The organism is Xenorhabdus entomophaga (genome assembly GCF_037996725.1).
GTDB lineage: Bacteria > Pseudomonadota > Gammaproteobacteria > Enterobacterales > Enterobacteriaceae > Xenorhabdus > Xenorhabdus khoisanae.
Genome location: NZ_JBBMXH010000033.1, coordinates 1 through 17958, shown reverse-complemented (window position 1 = coordinate 17958; position 17958 = coordinate 1). Strand labels below are relative to the sequence as shown.

At 46.5% G+C, this 17958-nt stretch carries 16 protein-coding genes; 9 read left to right on the top strand and 7 right to left on the bottom strand.

Features of this window, described 5'->3' with window-relative positions:
• Positions 1-44 precede the first annotated feature (44 nt).
• Complete coding sequence (locus AAC854_RS08965) at positions 45-827, top strand: AraC family transcriptional regulator (protein ID WP_340616789.1); 783 nt, start codon at positions 45-47, stop codon at positions 825-827.
• Between the two features lie 168 nt (positions 828-995).
• Here AAC854_RS08965 and AAC854_RS08960 read toward each other — a convergent pair whose 3' ends face one another.
• From AAC854_RS08960 to AAC854_RS08930, 7 genes are all read right to left on the bottom strand, one after another.
• Positions 996-2141, bottom strand: coding sequence for an acyl-CoA dehydrogenase family protein (locus AAC854_RS08960; protein ID WP_422824067.1), 1146 nt, complete (start codon positions 2139-2141; stop codon positions 996-998).
• Positions 2125-3726, bottom strand: a complete 1602-nt coding sequence (locus tag AAC854_RS08955) for an amino acid adenylation domain-containing protein (RefSeq protein ID WP_340616788.1) — start codon at positions 3724-3726, stop codon at positions 2125-2127. Before AAC854_RS08955 ends, AAC854_RS08960 begins: the two co-directional genes overlap by 17 nt.
• The gene (locus tag AAC854_RS08950; protein WP_340616787.1) at positions 3723-3971 is read right to left on the bottom strand and encodes an acyl carrier protein; all 249 of its coding nucleotides are present in this window, start codon (positions 3969-3971) and stop codon (positions 3723-3725) included. The genes AAC854_RS08955 and AAC854_RS08950 overlap by 4 nt, the downstream gene beginning before the upstream one ends.
• Before the next feature lie 34 nt (positions 3972-4005).
• Positions 4006-5130, bottom strand: coding sequence for a 3-oxoacyl-ACP synthase III family protein (locus tag AAC854_RS08945; protein WP_340616786.1), 1125 nt, complete (start codon positions 5128-5130; stop codon positions 4006-4008).
• 214 nt (positions 5131-5344) lie between these two features.
• A complete protein-coding gene (locus AAC854_RS08940; protein ID WP_340616785.1) occupies positions 5345-5476 on the bottom strand; it encodes an LD-carboxypeptidase in 132 nt (43 codons plus the stop codon).
• Complete coding sequence (locus tag AAC854_RS24245; RefSeq protein ID WP_422824066.1) at positions 5451-5663, bottom strand: LD-carboxypeptidase; 213 nt, start codon at positions 5661-5663, stop codon at positions 5451-5453. The genes AAC854_RS08940 and AAC854_RS24245 overlap by 26 nt, the downstream gene beginning before the upstream one ends.
• Before the next feature lie 262 nt (positions 5664-5925).
• The gene (locus tag AAC854_RS08930) at positions 5926-7209 is read right to left on the bottom strand and encodes a citrate synthase (protein WP_340616784.1); all 1284 of its coding nucleotides are present in this window, start codon (positions 7207-7209) and stop codon (positions 5926-5928) included.
• Positions 7210-7833: 624 nt separating this feature from the next.
• Between AAC854_RS08930 and sdhC the strand changes: the two genes are divergently transcribed.
• The 8 genes from sdhC (at position 7834) to sucD (ending at position 17791) form a co-directional block, all read left to right on the top strand.
• Complete coding sequence (gene sdhC / locus AAC854_RS08925; RefSeq protein WP_047963206.1) at positions 7834-8223, top strand: succinate dehydrogenase cytochrome b556 subunit; 390 nt, start codon at positions 7834-7836, stop codon at positions 8221-8223.
• Positions 8217-8564 (top strand): succinate dehydrogenase membrane anchor subunit, encoded by a 348-nt coding sequence (sdhD, locus tag AAC854_RS08920; RefSeq protein ID WP_340616783.1) that lies wholly within the window; start codon positions 8217-8219, stop codon positions 8562-8564. The genes sdhC and sdhD overlap by 7 nt, the downstream gene beginning before the upstream one ends.
• The gene (gene sdhA / locus AAC854_RS08915) at positions 8565-10331 is read left to right on the top strand and encodes a succinate dehydrogenase flavoprotein subunit (protein WP_340616782.1); all 1767 of its coding nucleotides are present in this window, start codon (positions 8565-8567) and stop codon (positions 10329-10331) included.
• 38 nt (positions 10332-10369) lie between these two features.
• Positions 10370-11086, top strand: coding sequence for a succinate dehydrogenase iron-sulfur subunit (locus tag AAC854_RS08910; protein WP_340616781.1), 717 nt, complete (start codon positions 10370-10372; stop codon positions 11084-11086).
• 331 nt (positions 11087-11417) lie between these two features.
• Positions 11418-14225 carry a 2-oxoglutarate dehydrogenase E1 component gene (gene sucA / locus AAC854_RS08905; RefSeq protein ID WP_340616780.1) on the top strand — a complete coding sequence of 936 codons (2808 nt, stop codon included), beginning with the start codon at positions 11418-11420 and terminating at the stop codon, positions 14223-14225.
• Positions 14226-14238: 13 nt separating this feature from the next.
• On the top strand, positions 14239-15456 hold the full coding sequence (gene odhB / locus AAC854_RS08900) for a 2-oxoglutarate dehydrogenase complex dihydrolipoyllysine-residue succinyltransferase (protein ID WP_340616779.1): 1218 nt from the start codon (positions 14239-14241) through the stop codon (positions 15454-15456).
• Positions 15457-15755: 299 nt separating this feature from the next.
• Positions 15756-16922 (top strand): ADP-forming succinate--CoA ligase subunit beta, encoded by a 1167-nt coding sequence (sucC, locus tag AAC854_RS08895; RefSeq protein WP_047963200.1) that lies wholly within the window; start codon positions 15756-15758, stop codon positions 16920-16922.
• Complete coding sequence (gene sucD / locus AAC854_RS08890; RefSeq protein WP_099114578.1) at positions 16922-17791, top strand: succinate--CoA ligase subunit alpha; 870 nt, start codon at positions 16922-16924, stop codon at positions 17789-17791. The genes sucC and sucD overlap by 1 nt, the downstream gene beginning before the upstream one ends.
• Positions 17792-17958: the final 167 nt, after the last annotated feature.

The following is a 17958-nucleotide window of genomic DNA, read 5'->3' as shown; positions in this document are numbered from 1 at the left end:
ACAGTTTGTTTATATAATCGGACTTTGGATCTGTAGGAGTTAGCATGGCGTGGCTGCGACAAAGTGATTATTTTGATCCGGATGGTTTAAATGAAAATTTGAATGTGCCTGTGATAGGGATTGCGGCAGAGATGGGACAACACGATTCTGGCTTTCACCAGCATGATATGGGGCAGTTGTTGTTTACCCGACAAGGTTGTATCAAGATCACACTGGCACATCAGATCTCTATTTTACCGCCAACCAGGGTGGCCTGGATCCCGCCTAAGACACAGCATCGGGCAGAAATGCGGGGTTCGGTAGGGTATCGTTCTATTTATCTCAGGACTTCTGAAACAGAATTAATTTCAACACACAGTGAAGTATTGGAAGCTACACCGTTATTACAGGCGATTTTGGAACGGATCGCGATATCTTCTTTTGATTCAGTCTGGCATCAGGGTAAGGGGGCAAATTTGTTGGCGGTATTTTTTGATGAAATTCGTGAAGCCCGCAGGGAACCCACTTTGTTACCTTTACCTTTTGATCGGCGTTTAGCGCGTTTATCACTTGAACAATTGCCACCTCCATTACACATTCTTACGGCTTATATTGGTGCCAGTGAGAAAACGATTACTCGGATTTTTTATCGTGAAACAGGAATGAATTACCAACAATGGCGGCAACAATGGCGGTTGGTAAAGGCAATAGAGTTACTGGCGCAGGACAAAACTTTGTCCTATGTTGCACAGGAACTCGGTTTTGCCAATGATAGTGCGTTTGTGACGTTTTTCCGCAAAACGATGGGAAAACCGCCAAGAGAGTATATGGCGGGTTCAGGGAGATGAACAACTTTCGCTGTGTGCTCGGCTTTTTGCGGGAAGTGATATATGGATTAATTGCCCATATGTTCCAACTGAAAAAGCCGAGCTGAATTTATGTGATTCTGGTTTTGCTATTTTCAAACAAAAAAACTGAACTTATTTACTTACTATATTATCTTGTGCTGTACCAATTCATAATCCGAGCTCACCGGCAATGATATTACGTTGAATATCGGATGTACCCGAATAAATGACTGATGCGATGGAATTGCGTAGTTCTCTCTCCGTAGGACTCTCGGCTAGATAGCCTTGTGCTCCGTAGATCCGCAGTGCATCCAGCGAAAATTTCGTGTATGTCTCAGAAACGAACAGTTTCGCACAGGCAGCTTCCATCATGGCGTCTTTGCCTGCATCCTTAAGTCTCCCTACTCGATAGACGAGTTCACGGGCGGCATCCAGATTGACTTTCATATCAGCGATACGATGAGATATAGCCTGATTCTTCCCAATAGGTTGACCGAACTGGCGGCGTTTACGTGCGTGAGTGATACATGCTTCAAGGCTGCGGCTCATCGCCCCTAAAGTGGTGGCAAGAATGCAGCCACGTTCGTGTTCCATGGCGCTTTCGAAAACTTTAACGCCTCGTCCTTCTCTGCCCAGTATCGCATCGGCCGGGACACGGCAGTCTTTGAGCGTTATCCGTCCCATCTGTGCTGTGCGCATTCCCATCTTTTCCAGAGGTGAACTTAACTCTATACCCGGGTTCGTTGTTTCAACAAGGAAAGCCGTTATACCAAGTGGGCCAAGAGAGGGATCGACTGTGGCGTAAATAACACAAAGATCAGCAATTGGGGCGTTCGTGATATAAGTCTTCGAGCCATTAAGAATATAGCTGTCGCCGTCTCGCACAGCGTGGGTACGCATAGAGAACACGTCCGATCCTGCTTCTTCTTCTGTCGAGCCATTAGCACCGATCAACGAGCCGTCCATCAGGCCGGGTAGGAAACGTAAACGTTGTTCTGGTGTGCCGTGAATAGCCAGCGGCATGGCAACGGTCCACAGATGGGCGTTAAGTGAAAACAGCAGTCCCAGATCTTCGCAACCATACCCCAGCCCTTCCATGACAGAGAGGAGGTCGGACAATGGTGCTCCACCTCCACCCCGATCTTTGGGTATGGCCATGCTGATCAGTCCGAGTTCTGCACATTTTTGCCAGCCGTCCCGATGGAAAAGACCGGCCCGGTCGGAAGCGACTATATCCGTGCTTAGCTGATCGCGGGCAAAACGCGCGGCATTATCACGCAATGATATCCGTTGTTCATCAATTCGGTTTGACATCGGAAAGGTGCTCCAGAAGTTGATAATTGATCTTGCCTGTTGAAGTACGGGGAAGATTAGGCAGGTATCTGAAATGGTCAGGCACCATGTACTGTGCAAGTCGTTCGTAACAGAATTTACTCAGATCCATTGAAGGGATCAGTGAATCGTGTTGTACGAGAAATGCTGTGATGGTGGTATTTTCGTCTACCTGAGAGCTGACTACCGCACAGCCGGTAAGTTCAGGATGAGTCATCAGGCATGATTCGATCTCGTCCAGCTCTATCCGGTATCCATGACGTTTGATCATTCGATCAAGCCGCCCCATAAAAATGTAGCCTTCAGGCGAAGTGCGAACCATATCTCCGGTGTTGTACCAGCGTTTGTTGTTGAGGTAGAAGACCTTCTGGGCTGTTTTTTCGGGATCATTCCAATAATTGGAAATGACAGAAGGTCCTGAGACACACAACAGCCCGGGTTCGCCCTCTGGTACTGGTTGTAGATGCTCATTGACAACGATTGTCTCGCAGTGATCACAGGGATGACCTATCGACAATGCTTCGGTGCGCTCTTCCGGTATGGATGCAGGCACTTGATAGACAGTGCACACGTTGGTTTCTGTGGGGCCATACAGGTTGTAGTAAGCCGGTTCAGGCCACAATTGCAACAACTTGCGCAATTTCGTGATAGGGAAAACTTCTCCAGCGAATAGCACGAGACGTAGTCGGTTATGAGCAGAATTACCTTTCTTGTGTTGCTCAGCCATCATGCCTAAGATTGCAGGGGCTGAATACCAGATGGTAATCTCTCGTTTAGATATGAATGTGGCAAGATGTCGCGGGCTCGCAGCAAGATCGGTGTCAATTAGGTGAACACATGCGCCGTTCTTCACAGAAACATAGATATCAAAGATCGACAAGTCGAAGTGAAATGGCGCGTGGCTGGAGACTTGATCTTCTGCCGTCACATTAAAGAAGGCTGAGGCCCATTCGACGAAGCTAACTGCGTTGCGGTGGCTTATCGCAACTCCTTTCGGGGTTCCGGAAGAACCGGAAGTGTACAGGATATATGCGAGCCTATCCGCATCCGGCAAGCTGCGCGGGTAATCGTGTTTCTCACCATGCAGTATATCCAGCGTTTGCCACTCATTACGCGTGTCACTCATTTTCTCATTACGTGGCTGTATCACAACCACGCGAGATTCAAGCTGGGGTGCGGCCTGTATCAGAGATGATGCTGATTCGGGATCGGTAAAGATGACCCGAACATCGCAATCGCCGAATATGGTCGAGGCACGCGAACCTGAGCTGCCCACGTCAGCGGGCACATATGCTGCGCCCAGACGAAGCACGCCAAAAATGGCCGCTAGAGTCAGGGCGCTCTTGTGCATGAAAAGTCCTACACGATCACCTATGACAACTCCCTTCTGATGAAGAAAAGCTGCAATTCTATCCGCTGCGGCCGAAAGCTCTTCATAACTCATTGCCGAATCGTCAGAGTCAACGACTGCATGAGCATCAGGATATCGTGCAGTGGTATCGTCTAAATATTTCGCTAAGTCTGCCGAAGGTTCGATCTGTTCTGGCAATACGATTTCGGTCGTCATTCTTTACCCTCTGACAACTTCTCATCCACATAACGCGCGATTTCGCGAATAGTAGTGAAGCGTGTTCTCGGATCACTGACACCGACAATGATGTCAAATTCATCTTCCACAAACGAGACTAGACGCATAGTCGCTAAGGACGAAAGAGCTCCTGACTCTCCCAGATTTAGGTCGTCAGAAATTTCTGAGTCATTGCCTTTCAAAATTTCGTTGATAACAAAGGCACGGATTTTCATCAAAGACATAGGTTTTCCTCTAATGGTAATGGGTTATTAATGTTCACTGTGGAGTTGCTGGATTGACAACTGAAGCTTCTTTTGGGGGGAGAGCCAAAACGACGTGTGGCCAGCGGAATACGGCTGCGGAGGCCTCAGCCTGACCACCGAATCCGTACAGCAACACTATATCTCCTGGTTTAATGCGACCATCGGCTGCCGCAGTATAGGCATTGAACGGCATTAATACTGGCCCAATATTGGCGACCTGCGGGAAAGTATTCACGACCCGGTCAGGTTCGATGCCTAACGCATTAGCGGAGAATTCAGCATGCCAAGCCGTCGGCGTGTTTACTACGACAAAATCAATATCCTTCAATTCAAGCCCGGCTTTCTTCAGAGCGCCTTTAGCGGTATTTAGGAGATATGGCTGAGCTGTAGCACGTAGCACGTGGGAGATGGAAGGATCTACGCGTAAACGGATCTTCTGCCCAGCGGGTGTCGTTCCTGAAGTATCCTCGACCGCGTCCAGCAGCCAAGTCCCGCAGGTTTCGCCAGTGTGTAAAGACTCAGCACCCAATAAACCAAACCCGTTTTCAACTGGGCCAACTAAGAACGCCGCGGAAGCATCCCCGCACAGACGCAGAGTGACATCGTCGGCTTCGATCGCACGTGATAATCTGGATGTTGTGACAACCAGAACTCGTTCTTTCAGACCTGCCTGTACCAAAGCGCACGCTGTCAGCAATCCTGACATAGATCCGCCACAGGTTGCTTCTACGTTGAATGCGCCACCACCCGTTCCCAGTGCCTGTGCGAGATATCCTGCGTCACCGGATCCGATGCGATCAGGGAACATTGACACCGCAATTAGGCAATCTACTTCAGTTGGTGCGATACCTGCTGCATCCAATACACGGCGTCCCGCTTCAACCCCGAGTTCTACACTTCCCTCACCATTAGACACGACCCGTCGCTCGATGCTACCAAAAAAGGGATCGTCCAAATAACGATCCATAGCTGCATCATAGTGATTAACTTTCCGGGGCTTGTGCGAACTTGTTGACGTCGGTGCCATTTCTGATGGCTGGCTCTTCTGTGGTGACGGAGTTTCTTCACCCCACCAATTGTTTGTGCGTACTCCATCAGGTAAATACACAGCTATCGCTTGAATTCCTGCTGATCGCATATAGTTTCCTCAAAGAATTAAAAATAAAGTTAATTAGGAGTCTGGTTAAGTTAAAATGGAGACTTCCCTATTATTTGGGACTTCTTTAAGAATATTCAGGGAATTTCTATCTGTTCCCCGAACATTAAATTGTCCGTGTTTTCCAGGAGTAATTGCTGAAATTTCATTAAAGGTCACACATAACAGAAGGTGGGCAAAAACGCGTTCAACTTGCTCATCCCAACGTTGGACCATAAAAATTGATAACATCTGTTTTACTATATATTCCAAGAAATAAAGCGGTAATATCAGAATAACCAATAATGATTTCTGGGTCTTTTTTAATTTTTAATAACGTTATAATCAATATAAGGCAACATTGAATTGGAATTATAGTTACCTATTGTTGGCATGATATACCTGACTGCTTTGGCTAAAATTAAAGAGTTAAATCCTGTCACTATTCGCAAAATGCTCTTTTGTCGATAGAAAACACTTTTTCCTGTCAGTATTTCTGTTTTTGGTTTAAAATTTATTTTATAGGTATTTAACACTTTTTTAGATACTTAATACTTTTTGTAAAACGAGTGGGAATAAAATCTGTGGTGGGAGTTAAAGAAGAAAAAATCTAATATTTTCACCGATGGATCGCTAGAAAGTTATAGGAAAAGAAAGTCATAGAAAATTTTTGTGGATGAATCATAGTGGCTTTATATCTTAATTATAAAAATCTACACCCCTAATATCAAAAAACTGACATGAGAGGTGCAGAAATACACTATTCAGAATTTGAATAATGCTATTGGATTGGCTGAATCATTTTTTCAACTGGCTCTTGAAATCACGTTTATCATGACCAGTGTAAAGCTGACGTGGGCGAGCAATCCTCAGACCTTCATCGTGCATTTCGTTCCAGTGTGCAATCCAGCCGATAGTACGGGCGATGGCGAAAATCACAGTGAACATGGTTGATGGAATACCCATGGCTTTCAGAATGATGCCAGAGTAAAAATCAACGTTCGGATACAGTTTTTTCTCAATGAAGTATGGGTCGTTCAGGGCAATGCGTTCCAGCTCCATCGCGACTTCCAGCAAACTATCATTAAGGCCCAGTTCATTCAATACTTCATGGCAAGTTTCACGCATGACTGTCGCGCGGGGATCGTAGTTTTTGTAAACACGGTGTCCAAAGCCCATCAGGCGGAAAGAGTCATTCTTGTCTTTGGCGCGAGCAATAAATTCAGGAATGTGCTCGACTGTTTGGATCTCTTCCAGCATACGTAAGCAGGCTTCGTTTGCGCCGCCATGTGCCGGTCCCCACAAAGATGCAATACCAGCGGCAATACAAGCAAATGGGTTGGCACCAGAAGAACCTGCGGTGCGTACTGTTGAAGTCGACGCATTTTGTTCATGATCTGCATGCAGAATGAAAATGCGATCCATTGCGCGTTCCAGTACTGGGTTAACCTTATATTCTTCACAAGGTGTTGAGAACATCATGTACAGGAAGTTGGCCGCATAAGAAAGATCGTTACGTGGGTAAACGAAAGGCTGCCCAAGGGAATATTTGTAACACATCGCCGCAACAGTTGGCATCTTGGACAACAGGCGGTAAGCGGTAATTTCGCGGTGGCGAGGGTTATGGACATCCAAGGCATCATGATAGAAGGCGGCCAATGCGCCAGTCACACCACAAAGTACAGCCATTGGGTGGGAATCACGACGGAAACCATGGAACAGGCGGGTAATCTGTTCGTGGATCATTGTATGGCGAGTCACCGTAGTTTTGAATTTTTCGTATTCTTCGGATGTTGGCGGTTCGCCGTACAGCAGAATATAACAGACTTCCAGATAGGTTGATTCCGTTGCGAGCTGATCGATAGGAAAACCACGGTGCAGCAAAATGCCTTCATTGCCATCAATATAGGTGATTTTCGACTCACAGGAGGCAGTGGAAGTAAAGCCAGGATCGTAGGTATAGAAGCCCTTTGAGCCGAGGGTACGAACGTCAATCACTTCAGAACCTAGGGTCGGCGTTAGTACGTCTAGTTCGATAGCAGCTGAACCATTTATGTTCAACGTAGCCTTTTTATCAGCCATTTACATCTCCTTAGCGCTTATTTTTGTAACCCCTAACAACCATATAGGCGCAATTTATACTGTGCCGAAGGCATTGTGCTACCGGAGAGAATTTAAAATCAGGCTGGTATCACATTTATAACGCTGAAATCTCATTACGGATGACAATGGTTTTCAGGTTGTTAAAAAGTTTCCGGGAATTATGTTTAAAGCATTATTAACATCAAATGTTATCATTTTGTGCTTATGCAATGCTTTTACATAACCTCTGTTTTTCGATGAGTATGTTTTTTCATCAGAAAACGACGATAAATAATATATAACGACAGAGATGTAAGGTAAATGTTTAATCTTTGTCAAGCAAGATAATGGCTTTTATGATAAATGTTTGAAGCGTGATCTTTCTCACTGTTCACGCTAAATGTTAACAATCATATTGTGTGGGAATTGTAATAACAATGTGAAGTACTTATACTTCTCCGAGGTCTCCGGATTACCCTGATGTAGGAGCACCCAGCGTAACCAAATCACAACTTTTGATGAACATGTAAGGATTGTTAATTTAATTATGTTGTGTCTTTGTATCCCCTTAGCGCTGTCTGATTCCCGCCCAGGACCGGAGGATGGAAAATAAAAAAAAGCTTTGTGGGCAAAATTGTGAAAAAACAAAGACCTGTCAACCTTGATCTGCGGACGATTAACCAACCCGTCTCCGCGATAGCATCGATCTTGCACCGTATCTCAGGCGTCATCACCTTTATCGCAGTTGGTATTTTGCTGTGGTTGTTGGGTATGTCACTGTCTTCGCAGGAGGGCTTCCTACAAGCATCTGAAATCATGACTGGCTTCTTCGCTAAATTTATCCTGTGGGGGATATTGACAGCGTTGGCTTACCACATTTGTGGGGGCATTCGCCATGTATTGATGGATTTTGGTTTCCTGGAAGAAAACCTCGCTATCGGTAGTGCGTCTGCCAAAGTGTCAATAGCGATCGCGGTTATTCTGTCTATTCTGGCTGGGGTATTATTATGGTAAGCAACGCATCCGCATTGGGTCGTACGGGTATTCAGGATTGGCTGCTGCTACGTGCATCTGCAATTATTATTGTTTTATACGTTCTCTATCTTGTTGGTTTCGTTGCAACAACGTCAGATATTACTTATGAAATCTGGCGTGGTTTCTTTTCTTCATCTCTCACTAAAGTGTTCACCGTGTTGACACTGCTTTCCATTCTGGTTCATGCATGGATTGGCATGTGGCAGGTGCTGACAGATTATGTCAAGCCACTTGCACTGCGTCTGGTGCTGCAACTGGTGATTATTGTGGCGCTGTTGTCTTATTTGATTTACGGAACAATTGTTGTGTGGGGTGCATAAATGAAACTGCCAGTAAGAGAGTTTGACGCTGTTGTTATTGGTGCTGGTGGCGCAGGTATGCGTGCTGCACTGCAAATTTCACAAATGGGTTTATCCTGCGCCTTGATTTCCAAGGTGTTTCCAACCCGTTCCCATACTGTTTCAGCACAGGGCGGAATTACCGTCGCTCTGGGTAATACCCATGATGATAACTGGGAATGGCACATGTATGACACGGTAAAAGGTTCCGATTATATCGGTGACCAGGATGCCATCGAATATATGTGTAAGACCGGCCCGGAAGCAATTCTGGAACTGGAACATATGGGCTTACCATTCTCCCGTCTGGATGATGGCAGTATTTATCAGCGTCCATTTGGCGGACAATCCAGAAATTTTGGTGGCGAACAGGCTGCCCGCACTGCTGCTGCCGCTGACCGTACTGGTCATGCTCTATTGCATACTCTGTATCAACAGAATCTGAAGAATCACACAACTATTTTCTCTGAGTGGTATTCACTGGATTTGGTTAAAAATCAGGATGGCGCAATTGTTGGTTGTACTGCTATCTGTATTGAAACTGGTGAAGTAGTTTATTTCAAAGCTAAGGCAACCATTCTGGCAACCGGTGGTGCTGGCCGTATCTTCCAATCCACAACGAATGCGCACATCAATACAGGTGATGGTGTTGGTATGGCACTGCGTGCTGGCGTTCCTGTGCAAGATATGGAAATGTGGCAATTCCACCCAACAGGCATTGCCGGCGCAGGTGTTTTGGTTACTGAAGGCTGCCGTGGTGAAGGCGGTTATCTGCTGAATAAAGATGGTGAACGCTTCATGGAGCGTTATGCACCAAACGCCAAAGACCTTGCTGGCCGTGATGTGGTTGCACGTTCCATGATGATCGAAATCCGTGAAGGCCGTGGCTGTGAAGGCCCATGGGGTCCTCATGTGAAATTGAAATTGGATCATCTGGGCAAGGACGTTCTGGAGTCTCGTTTGCCGGGCATCCTTGAATTATCCCGTACTTTTGCCCACGTAGATCCGGTTAAAGAACCTATTCCAGTTATCCCAACCTGCCACTATATGATGGGCGGTATTCCAACCAAGATTACAGGTCAGGCGCTGACAGTAAACGAAAAAGGCGAAGATGTGGTGATTCCAGGTCTGTTTGCCGTGGGTGAGATTGCTTGCGTGTCTGTTCACGGGGCTAACCGCCTTGGTGGTAACTCACTGCTTGATTTGGTTGTATTTGGTCGTTCTGCGGGTCTGCATCTGAAAGAGTGCCTGATGGAACAAGGAACCAGCCGTGATGCCGGCGAATCTGACGTTGATGCAGCATTGCAACGTCTGAATCGTTGGAACAATACCCGTTCCGGTGAAGATCCGGTAGATATCCGCAAAGCGCTGCAAGCGTGCATGCAACACAATTTCTCGGTATTCCGTGAAGGCGATGCAATGGCGAGAGGCCTGGATGAGCTGAAAGTTATTCGTGAACGTTTGAAAAATGCCCGTCTGGATGATACTTCATCAGAATTCAATACGCAGCGTATCGAATGTCTGGAATTGGATAACCTGATGGAAACTGCTTATTCAACAGCAGTTGCTGCGAATTTCCGTACAGAAAGCCGCGGCGCCCACAGCCGTTTTGACTACCCAGAACGTGACGACGCTAACTGGCTGTGTCATAGCCTGTATTTACCGCAAACTGAGAGCATGACTCGTCGTGAAGTGAATATGCAGCCGACGCTGCGTGAAGCTTTCCCGCCGAAAGTGCGTTCTTACTAATTTGCGTTGCTGATGTTCCGGTTGCGGAGAAATAGATTATGAAACTTGAATTCTCGATTTATCGTTACAATCCAGATGTAGACGATGCACCTCATATGCAGGACTACACGCTGGAAGCACAGGAAGGGCGTGACATGATGTTGCTGGATGCACTTATCCAGCTAAAAGAACAAGACCCAACCTTATCATTTCGCCGTTCTTGCCGTGAGGGGGTTTGTGGCTCTGACGGCGTGAATATGAACGGCAAAAACGGTTTGGCTTGTGTTACGCCAGTTTCAGCACTGCGTCGTGGCAATAAGAAAATTGTGATTCGTCCATTGCCAGGTTTGCCAGTAGTTCGCGATCTGGTCGTTGATATGGGGCAATTCTACGCGCAATATGAAAAAATCCGTCCTTATTTGATTAATGACGGCAAAAATCCGCCTGCACGTGAGCATCTGCAATCACCAGAACAACGTGAAAAACTGGATGGCCTGTATGAATGTATCCTGTGTGCCTGCTGTTCGACGTCTTGTCCGTCGTTCTGGTGGAATCCGGATAAGTTCATTGGTCCAGCAGGTCTTTTGGCTGCGTACCGTTTCCTGATTGATAGCCGTGATACTGAAACGACTTCACGATTGGACAATCTGAATGACGCCTTTAGTGTTTTCCGCTGTCACGGGATCATGAACTGTGTCAGTGTATGCCCTAAAGGGCTTAATCCGACAAAAGCGATTGGCCATATTAAATCTATGCTGCTGAAACACAGCGCATAAATGGAATTTTGTGCATAAATAACACATAAATTGCGTGTAAATAGTGCATATAATGTTGCCCTCCACAATTTTGAAATAAATATCAAATCGGTGGGGGGCATAAAGAATGAAAAATGATAAATTGCCTGCTGCTCAAGACGTTGCATATTTCTAAATAAAGGAACCTTTAAAAACTGAATACCAGTTTTTAAAGGTTCCTTGAAGGGTGGGAAAACCCAAATAGAGAACATGCATTAAGCACGTCCAAATGAACCTTTTATCAGCACCGCTAATTAAGCGGAATTTGTTAACCACGGCGAAAACTAAAGCTTTTAAAGCTTAAGGGATCACAATGCAGAACGGCGCAATGAAGGACTGGCTGGACTCAAGCTTTCTGGCTGGTGCAAACCAGTCTTACATAGAGCAAATCTATGAAGACTATATAACCGATCCTAATTCTGTTGATGAGAGTTGGAGAGAAATCTTCCAACAATTACCGGATACAGGACTTAGCGGGGAACAACTTCACTCACAGACACGTGACTACTTCCGTCGTCTGGCAAAGGATGCCACGCGTTACCACACTTCAGTCAGCGATCCAGCAATGGATGCAAAACAAGTCAAAGTTTTGCAACTTATCAATGCATTCCGCTTCCGCGGACACCAACATGCAAACCTTGATCCATTGGGATTATGGAAACAGGAACCTGTATCTGATCTCGATCCTGCTTTCCATAATTTAACAAAAGCGGATTTTGAAGAAACGTTTAATGTGGGCTCTTTTGCCATTGGCAAAGAGACAATGAAACTGGCTGATCTGTATGATGAATTGAAGCGTATTTATTGCGGTTCAATCGGCGCAGAGTACATGCACATCACCAATACAGAAGAAAAACGTTGGATTCAGCAACGTCTGGAGTCTGTAACAGTCGGTTCACAGTTCAATGACGAAGAAAAGCATCGTTTCCTGAAAGAATTAACGTCAGCCGAAGGTCTGGAACGTTATTTAGGTGCTAAGTTCCCGGGGGCGAAACGTTTCTCCCTAGAAGGTGGTGATGCGCTTATTCCTATGTTGAAAGAGTTGATCCGCCATGCAGGTAAACAGGATACCCGTGAAGTTGTGCTGGGAATGGCTCACCGTGGCCGTCTGAACGTTCTGGTTAACCTCTTGGGTAAAAAGCCTGTTGATCTGTTTGACGAGTTTGCGGGTAAACATAAAGAACACCTTGGAACGGGTGACGTGAAATACCATCAAGGTTTCTCTTCCGATTTTGAAACTGAAGGTGGTTTAGTGCATTTGGCACTCGCTTTTAACCCATCTCACCTTGAAATTGTTAGCCCTGTTGTTATTGGTTCAGTACGTGCCCGTCGTGATCGTCTTGATGAAGGTCGTAGTAACATGGTTCTGCCTGTCACCATCCACGGTGATGCCGCAGTAATAGGGCAGGGGATTGTTCAGGAAACACTGAACATGTCTCAGGCGCGTGGTTATGAAGTCGGCGGTACTGTCCGTATCGTGGTTAACAACCAAATTGGTTTCACCACTTCTAATCCGAAAGATGCCCGTTCAACACAATACTGTACTGATATTGTGAAAATGGTTCAGGCACCAATTTTCCACGTTAACGCGGATGATCCGGAAGCCGTTGCATTCGTTACTCGTCTGGCGCTTGACTTCCGTAATACCTTTAAACATGACGTGATGATTGATCTGGTTTGCTATCGCCGTCACGGTCATAACGAAGCTGATGAGCCAAGTGCAACTCAGCCACTGATGTACCAGCAAATCAAAAAACAGCCAACTGCACGCAAAATCTATGCAGATAAGCTGATAGCAGAAGGTTTGTTGGCTGCTAATGATGTGACTGAGATGGTTAACCTGTACCGTGATGCTCTGGATCATGGTGAATGTGTTGTTGATGAGTGGCGTCCAATGGGACTGCATTCATTCACGTGGGAACCTTACCTGAATCACGAATGGGATGAAGAATATCCGCATAAAGTAGATATGAAACGTTTGCAGGATCTCGGTAAGCGCATCAGCACGATCCCTACTGAAGTGGAAATGCACTCACGTGTCTCAAAAATTTATAACGACCGTGCAGAAATGGCTAACGGCAATAAATTGTTTGACTGGGGTGGTGCGGAAACACTGGCATATGCAACTCTGGTTGATGAAGGCGTTCCAGTGCGTCTCTCTGGTGAAGATGCCGGTCGTGGTACATTCTTCCACCGTCATGCTGTTATTCATAATCAGACCAATGCTTCTGTGTATGTGCCTTTGGCAAATGTTCACAATGGTCAGGGGGTATTCAGAGTATGGGACTCTGTACTTTCAGAAGAAGCGGTATTGGCATTTGAATACGGTTATGCAACCACAGAACCTCGTGCCCTGACGATTTGGGAAGCGCAGTTTGGTGACTTTGCCAACGTTGCTCAGGTTGTGATTGACCAGTTCATCAGCTCCGGCGAACAGAAATGGGGCCGTATGTGTGGTCTGGTTATGCTGTTGCCACATGGTTATGAAGGGCAGGGACCAGAGCACTCATCGGCACGTCTTGAGCGTTACCTGCAACTGTGTGCAGAACAAAACATGCAGGTTTGCGTACCATCAACTCCAGCTCAGGTTTATCACATGCTGCGCCGTCAGGCTCTGCGTGGTATGCGCCGTCCGCTCATCGTTATGTCGCCTAAATCGCTGTTGCGTCATCCATTGGCTGTATCTAGCCTGGATGAACTGGCTAACGGTAAATTTGAGCCAGTAATTGGTGAAATTGATGCCTTAGATCCAAAAGGTGTTAAACGCGTTGTACTTTGTTCCGGTAAAGTTTATTACGATCTGTTGGAACAGCGTCGTAAGAATGAACAGACCAATGTCGCTATCGTGCGTATCGAACAGCTGTATCCATTCCCTCGTCAGCACTTGCAGGCTCAGCTTGAGCAGTACGCTCATGTTCATGACTTCGTCTGGTGTCAGGAAGAGCCACTGAACCAAGGGGCTTGGTATTGCAGTCAACATAACTTCCGTGAAGCTATCCCATTTGGGGCATCTTTACGTTATGCAGGTCGTCCAGCATCTGCTTCCCCGGCTGTGGGATATACGTCTGTTCACCAGAAGCAACAGCAAGCACTGGTTGATGACGCACTGAACGTTGAATAAATAAGGATAGAAAATGAGTAGCGTAGAAATTCTGGTTCCAGACCTTCCTGAATCTGTTGCAGATGCCACTGTTGCGACATGGCATAAAAAACCAGGTGACACCATTGAGCGTGATGAAGTGCTGGTTGAAATTGAAACTGACAAAGTTGTTTTGGAAGTACCAGCAAGTGAAGCCGGTGTTCTGGAAGCAATTTTGGAAGAAGAGGGAGCCACTGTACTGTCCAGACAACTGCTCGGTCGCATCCGTTTGGGTGACAGCACTGGCATGCCTGCTGAAATAAAAGGAAAAACAGAAGCAACTCCAGCGCAGCGCCAGACTGCTTCTTTGGAAGAAGAAAGCAATGATGCACTGAGTCCGGCTGTTCGCCGTCTGATTGCAGAACACGATTTAGATCCTGCTGCAATTAAAGGCAGTGGTGTTGGTGGACGCATTGTCCGTGAAGACGTAGAAAAATATATTGCTGCGAATAAAAAAGAGAGTGATAAGCCTGCTGCGTCTGCACCTGCCGCACAGCAATCCTCACTGCCACATCGCAGTGAAAAACGCGTACCAATGACTCGCCTGCGCAAACGTGTCGCAGAACGTCTATTGGAAGCGAAAAACAATACAGCGATGTTGACGACTTTCAATGAAGTTAACATGAAACCAATTCAGGAGCTGCGTAAGCAGTATGGCGATGCGTTTGAAAAACGTCATGGCATGCGTTTGGGCTTCATGTCTTTCTATGTGAAAGCGGTGGTTGAAGCGCTGAAACGCTATCCGGAAGTTAACGCTTCCATTGATGGCACTGACGTGGTTTACCACAACTATTTTGATATCAGCATTGCAGTATCTACGCCACGTGGTCTGGTTACACCAGTATTGCGTGATGCAGATGCACTGAGCATGGCTGAAATTGAGAAAAGCATCAAAGAGCTGGCGATTAAAGGCCGCGACGGTAAGCTGACCGTTGAAGAACTCACTGGCGGTAATTTTACCATTACTAATGGCGGTGTTTTCGGCTCCCTGATGTCCACCCCGATCATAAACCCACCACAAAGTGCGATTCTTGGCATGCATGCCATCAAAGATCGCCCAATGGCAGTAAATGGTCAGGTTGAGATCCTCCCAATGATGTATCTGGCGCTGTCCTATGACCACCGTCTGATTGACGGCCGTGAGTCAGTGGGCTTCCTGGTGACCATCAAAGAAATGCTGGAAGATCCAACACGTTTGTTGCTGGATGTATAGCATCACTATCGGCGGAATCACTGTCGGTCGAGAGTGCTGAACTCCGCCAAGTCTGAAGTAGTACGATGTTGATGTAAAAATGTATATGCAGGCCAGCCTTCGGGCTGGTCATATCCAGAGCAACGAATATATGCCCAATAGATTTCGAATTGCATCGCGGCGGCAAGTGAATGAATCCCAGGAGCATAGCTTACTATGTGACTGGGATGAGTGGACGCAGCCAACAAAGAGGCAGTTTGAAAGATGAAGGGCATAGAAGGTAAGTTACCTTTCTTAGATCAAATTATGGATAGAACATCATGAATTTACACGAGTATCAGGCAAAACAACTTTTTGCACGGTATGGTCTACCAGCACCTGCTGGTTATGCTTGTACCACTCCGCGCGAAGCAGAAGAAGCAGCATCCAAGATTGGTTCAGGCCCTTGGGTCGTTAAATGTCAGGTTCATGCAGGTGGCCGCGGTAAGGCTGGTGGCGTGAAAGTCGTCAACAGTAAGGAAGATATCCGCGCTTTTGCTGAACATTGGCTGGGTAAACGACTGGTTACTTACCAGACAGATGCACAGGGACAGCCTGTTCATCAGATTCTGGTAGAAGGAGCAACCGATATTGCCAAGGAGCTGTATCTTGGAGCTGTTGTTGACCGTGGTACGCGTCGTGTAGTGTTCATGGCCTCTACTGAAGGTGGCGTCGAAATAGAAAAAGTGGCGGAAGAAACGCCCGAGCTGATTCATAAAGCAATTATCGACCCACTGGCTGGCCCTATGCCGTATCAAGGCCGTGAATTGGCGTTCAAACTCGGTTTAACGGGTAAACAAGTTGGTCAATTTACCAAGATTTTCTTGGGATTGGCAAACCTGTTTCTGGAGCGTGATCTGGCGATGGTTGAAATCAACCCGCTGGTTATCACAACTCAGGGTGATCTTGTCTGTCTGGATGGAAAACTGGGTGCAGATGGTAACGCCATGTTCCGTCAGGCTGAATTGCGTGAAATGCACGATCCTTCACAGGAAGATCCGCGTGAAGCTCAGGCTGCTCAATGGGAGCTGAACTATGTTGCGCTGGATGGCAACATTGGTTGTATGGTGAATGGCGCGGGTCTGGCAATGGGAACGATGGACATTGTCAAACTGCACGGCGGTGCACCGGCAAACTTCCTTGATGTGGGTGGTGGCGCGACAAAAGAGCGTGTTACCGAAGCATTTAAAATCATCTTGTCAGATGAAAATGTTAAAGCTGTTTTGGTCAATATCTTTGGTGGTATTGTCCGCTGTGACTTGATTGCTGACGGCATTATTGGTGCGGTGGAAGAAGTCGGAGTTCATGTACCGGTCGTCGTTCGTCTGGAAGGAAACAATGCTGAACTGGGCGCTAAAAAACTGGCAGACAGTGGTTTGAACATCATTGCAGCTACCAGTTTGACAGACGCAGCTAAACAGGCAGTAGCAGCAGCGGGGAATAAATAATGTCTATTTTAATCGATAAAAACACCAAAGTGATTTGTCAGGGTTTCACTGGCAGTCAGGGTACATTCCACTCCGAACAGGCGATTGCTTACGGTACTCAAATGGTTGGCGGTGTAACACCGGGTAAAGGTGGTACTGAGCATTTGGGATTGCCAGTGTTCAATACCGTGCGTGAAGCAGTTGAAGCGACTGGTGCAACAGCTTCCGTTATCTATGTTCCGGCTCCTTTCTGTAAAGATTCCATTCTGGAAGCGATTGATGCAGGTATTAAACTGATCATCACGATTACAGAAGGTATTCCAACACTCGATATGTTGACAGTGAAGGTAAAACTGGATCAAGCCGGTGTTCGCATGATTGGGCCTAACTGCCCGGGAGTCATTACACCTGACGAATGTAAGATCGGTATCATGCCCGGTCATATTCACAAAGCGGGTAAAGTGGGTATTGTATCCCGTTCTGGTACGTTGACTTATGAAGCTGTTAAGCAGACTACTGACGCTGGGTTAGGGCAATCTACCTGTGTTGGTATCGGCGGTGATCCAATCCCCGGCTCAAACTTTATCGATATTCTGAAACTGTTCCAAGAAGACCCACAGACAGAAGCCATTGTTATGATTGGTGAAATCGGTGGTACAGCAGAAGAAGAAGCGGCTGCTTATATCAAAGAGCATGTGACCAAACCTGTTGTAGCTTATATCGCTGGTGTCACTGCGCCTAAAGGTAAGCGTATGGGTCATGCGGGCGCGATTATCGCAGGTGGTAAGGGTACAGCAGATGAGAAATTTGCTGCACTGGAAGCTGCGGGCGTTAAAACGGTACGTAGCCTTGCTGACATTGGTGAAGCAGTAAAAGCATTACTGGCATAATTAGTTTCAAAATAAGCCATTTTTATAGAAAAAGGCCACCCTTGGGTGGCCTTTTATTGTATATAGAAAACCCCCAGCTTGGCTGGGGGTTCCGTAGAGCTTACAGCTATAAGTCTGCTATAAAAACCCCTTTTGATTTGTTAAAACACCTTGCGGTCTGGCAACTG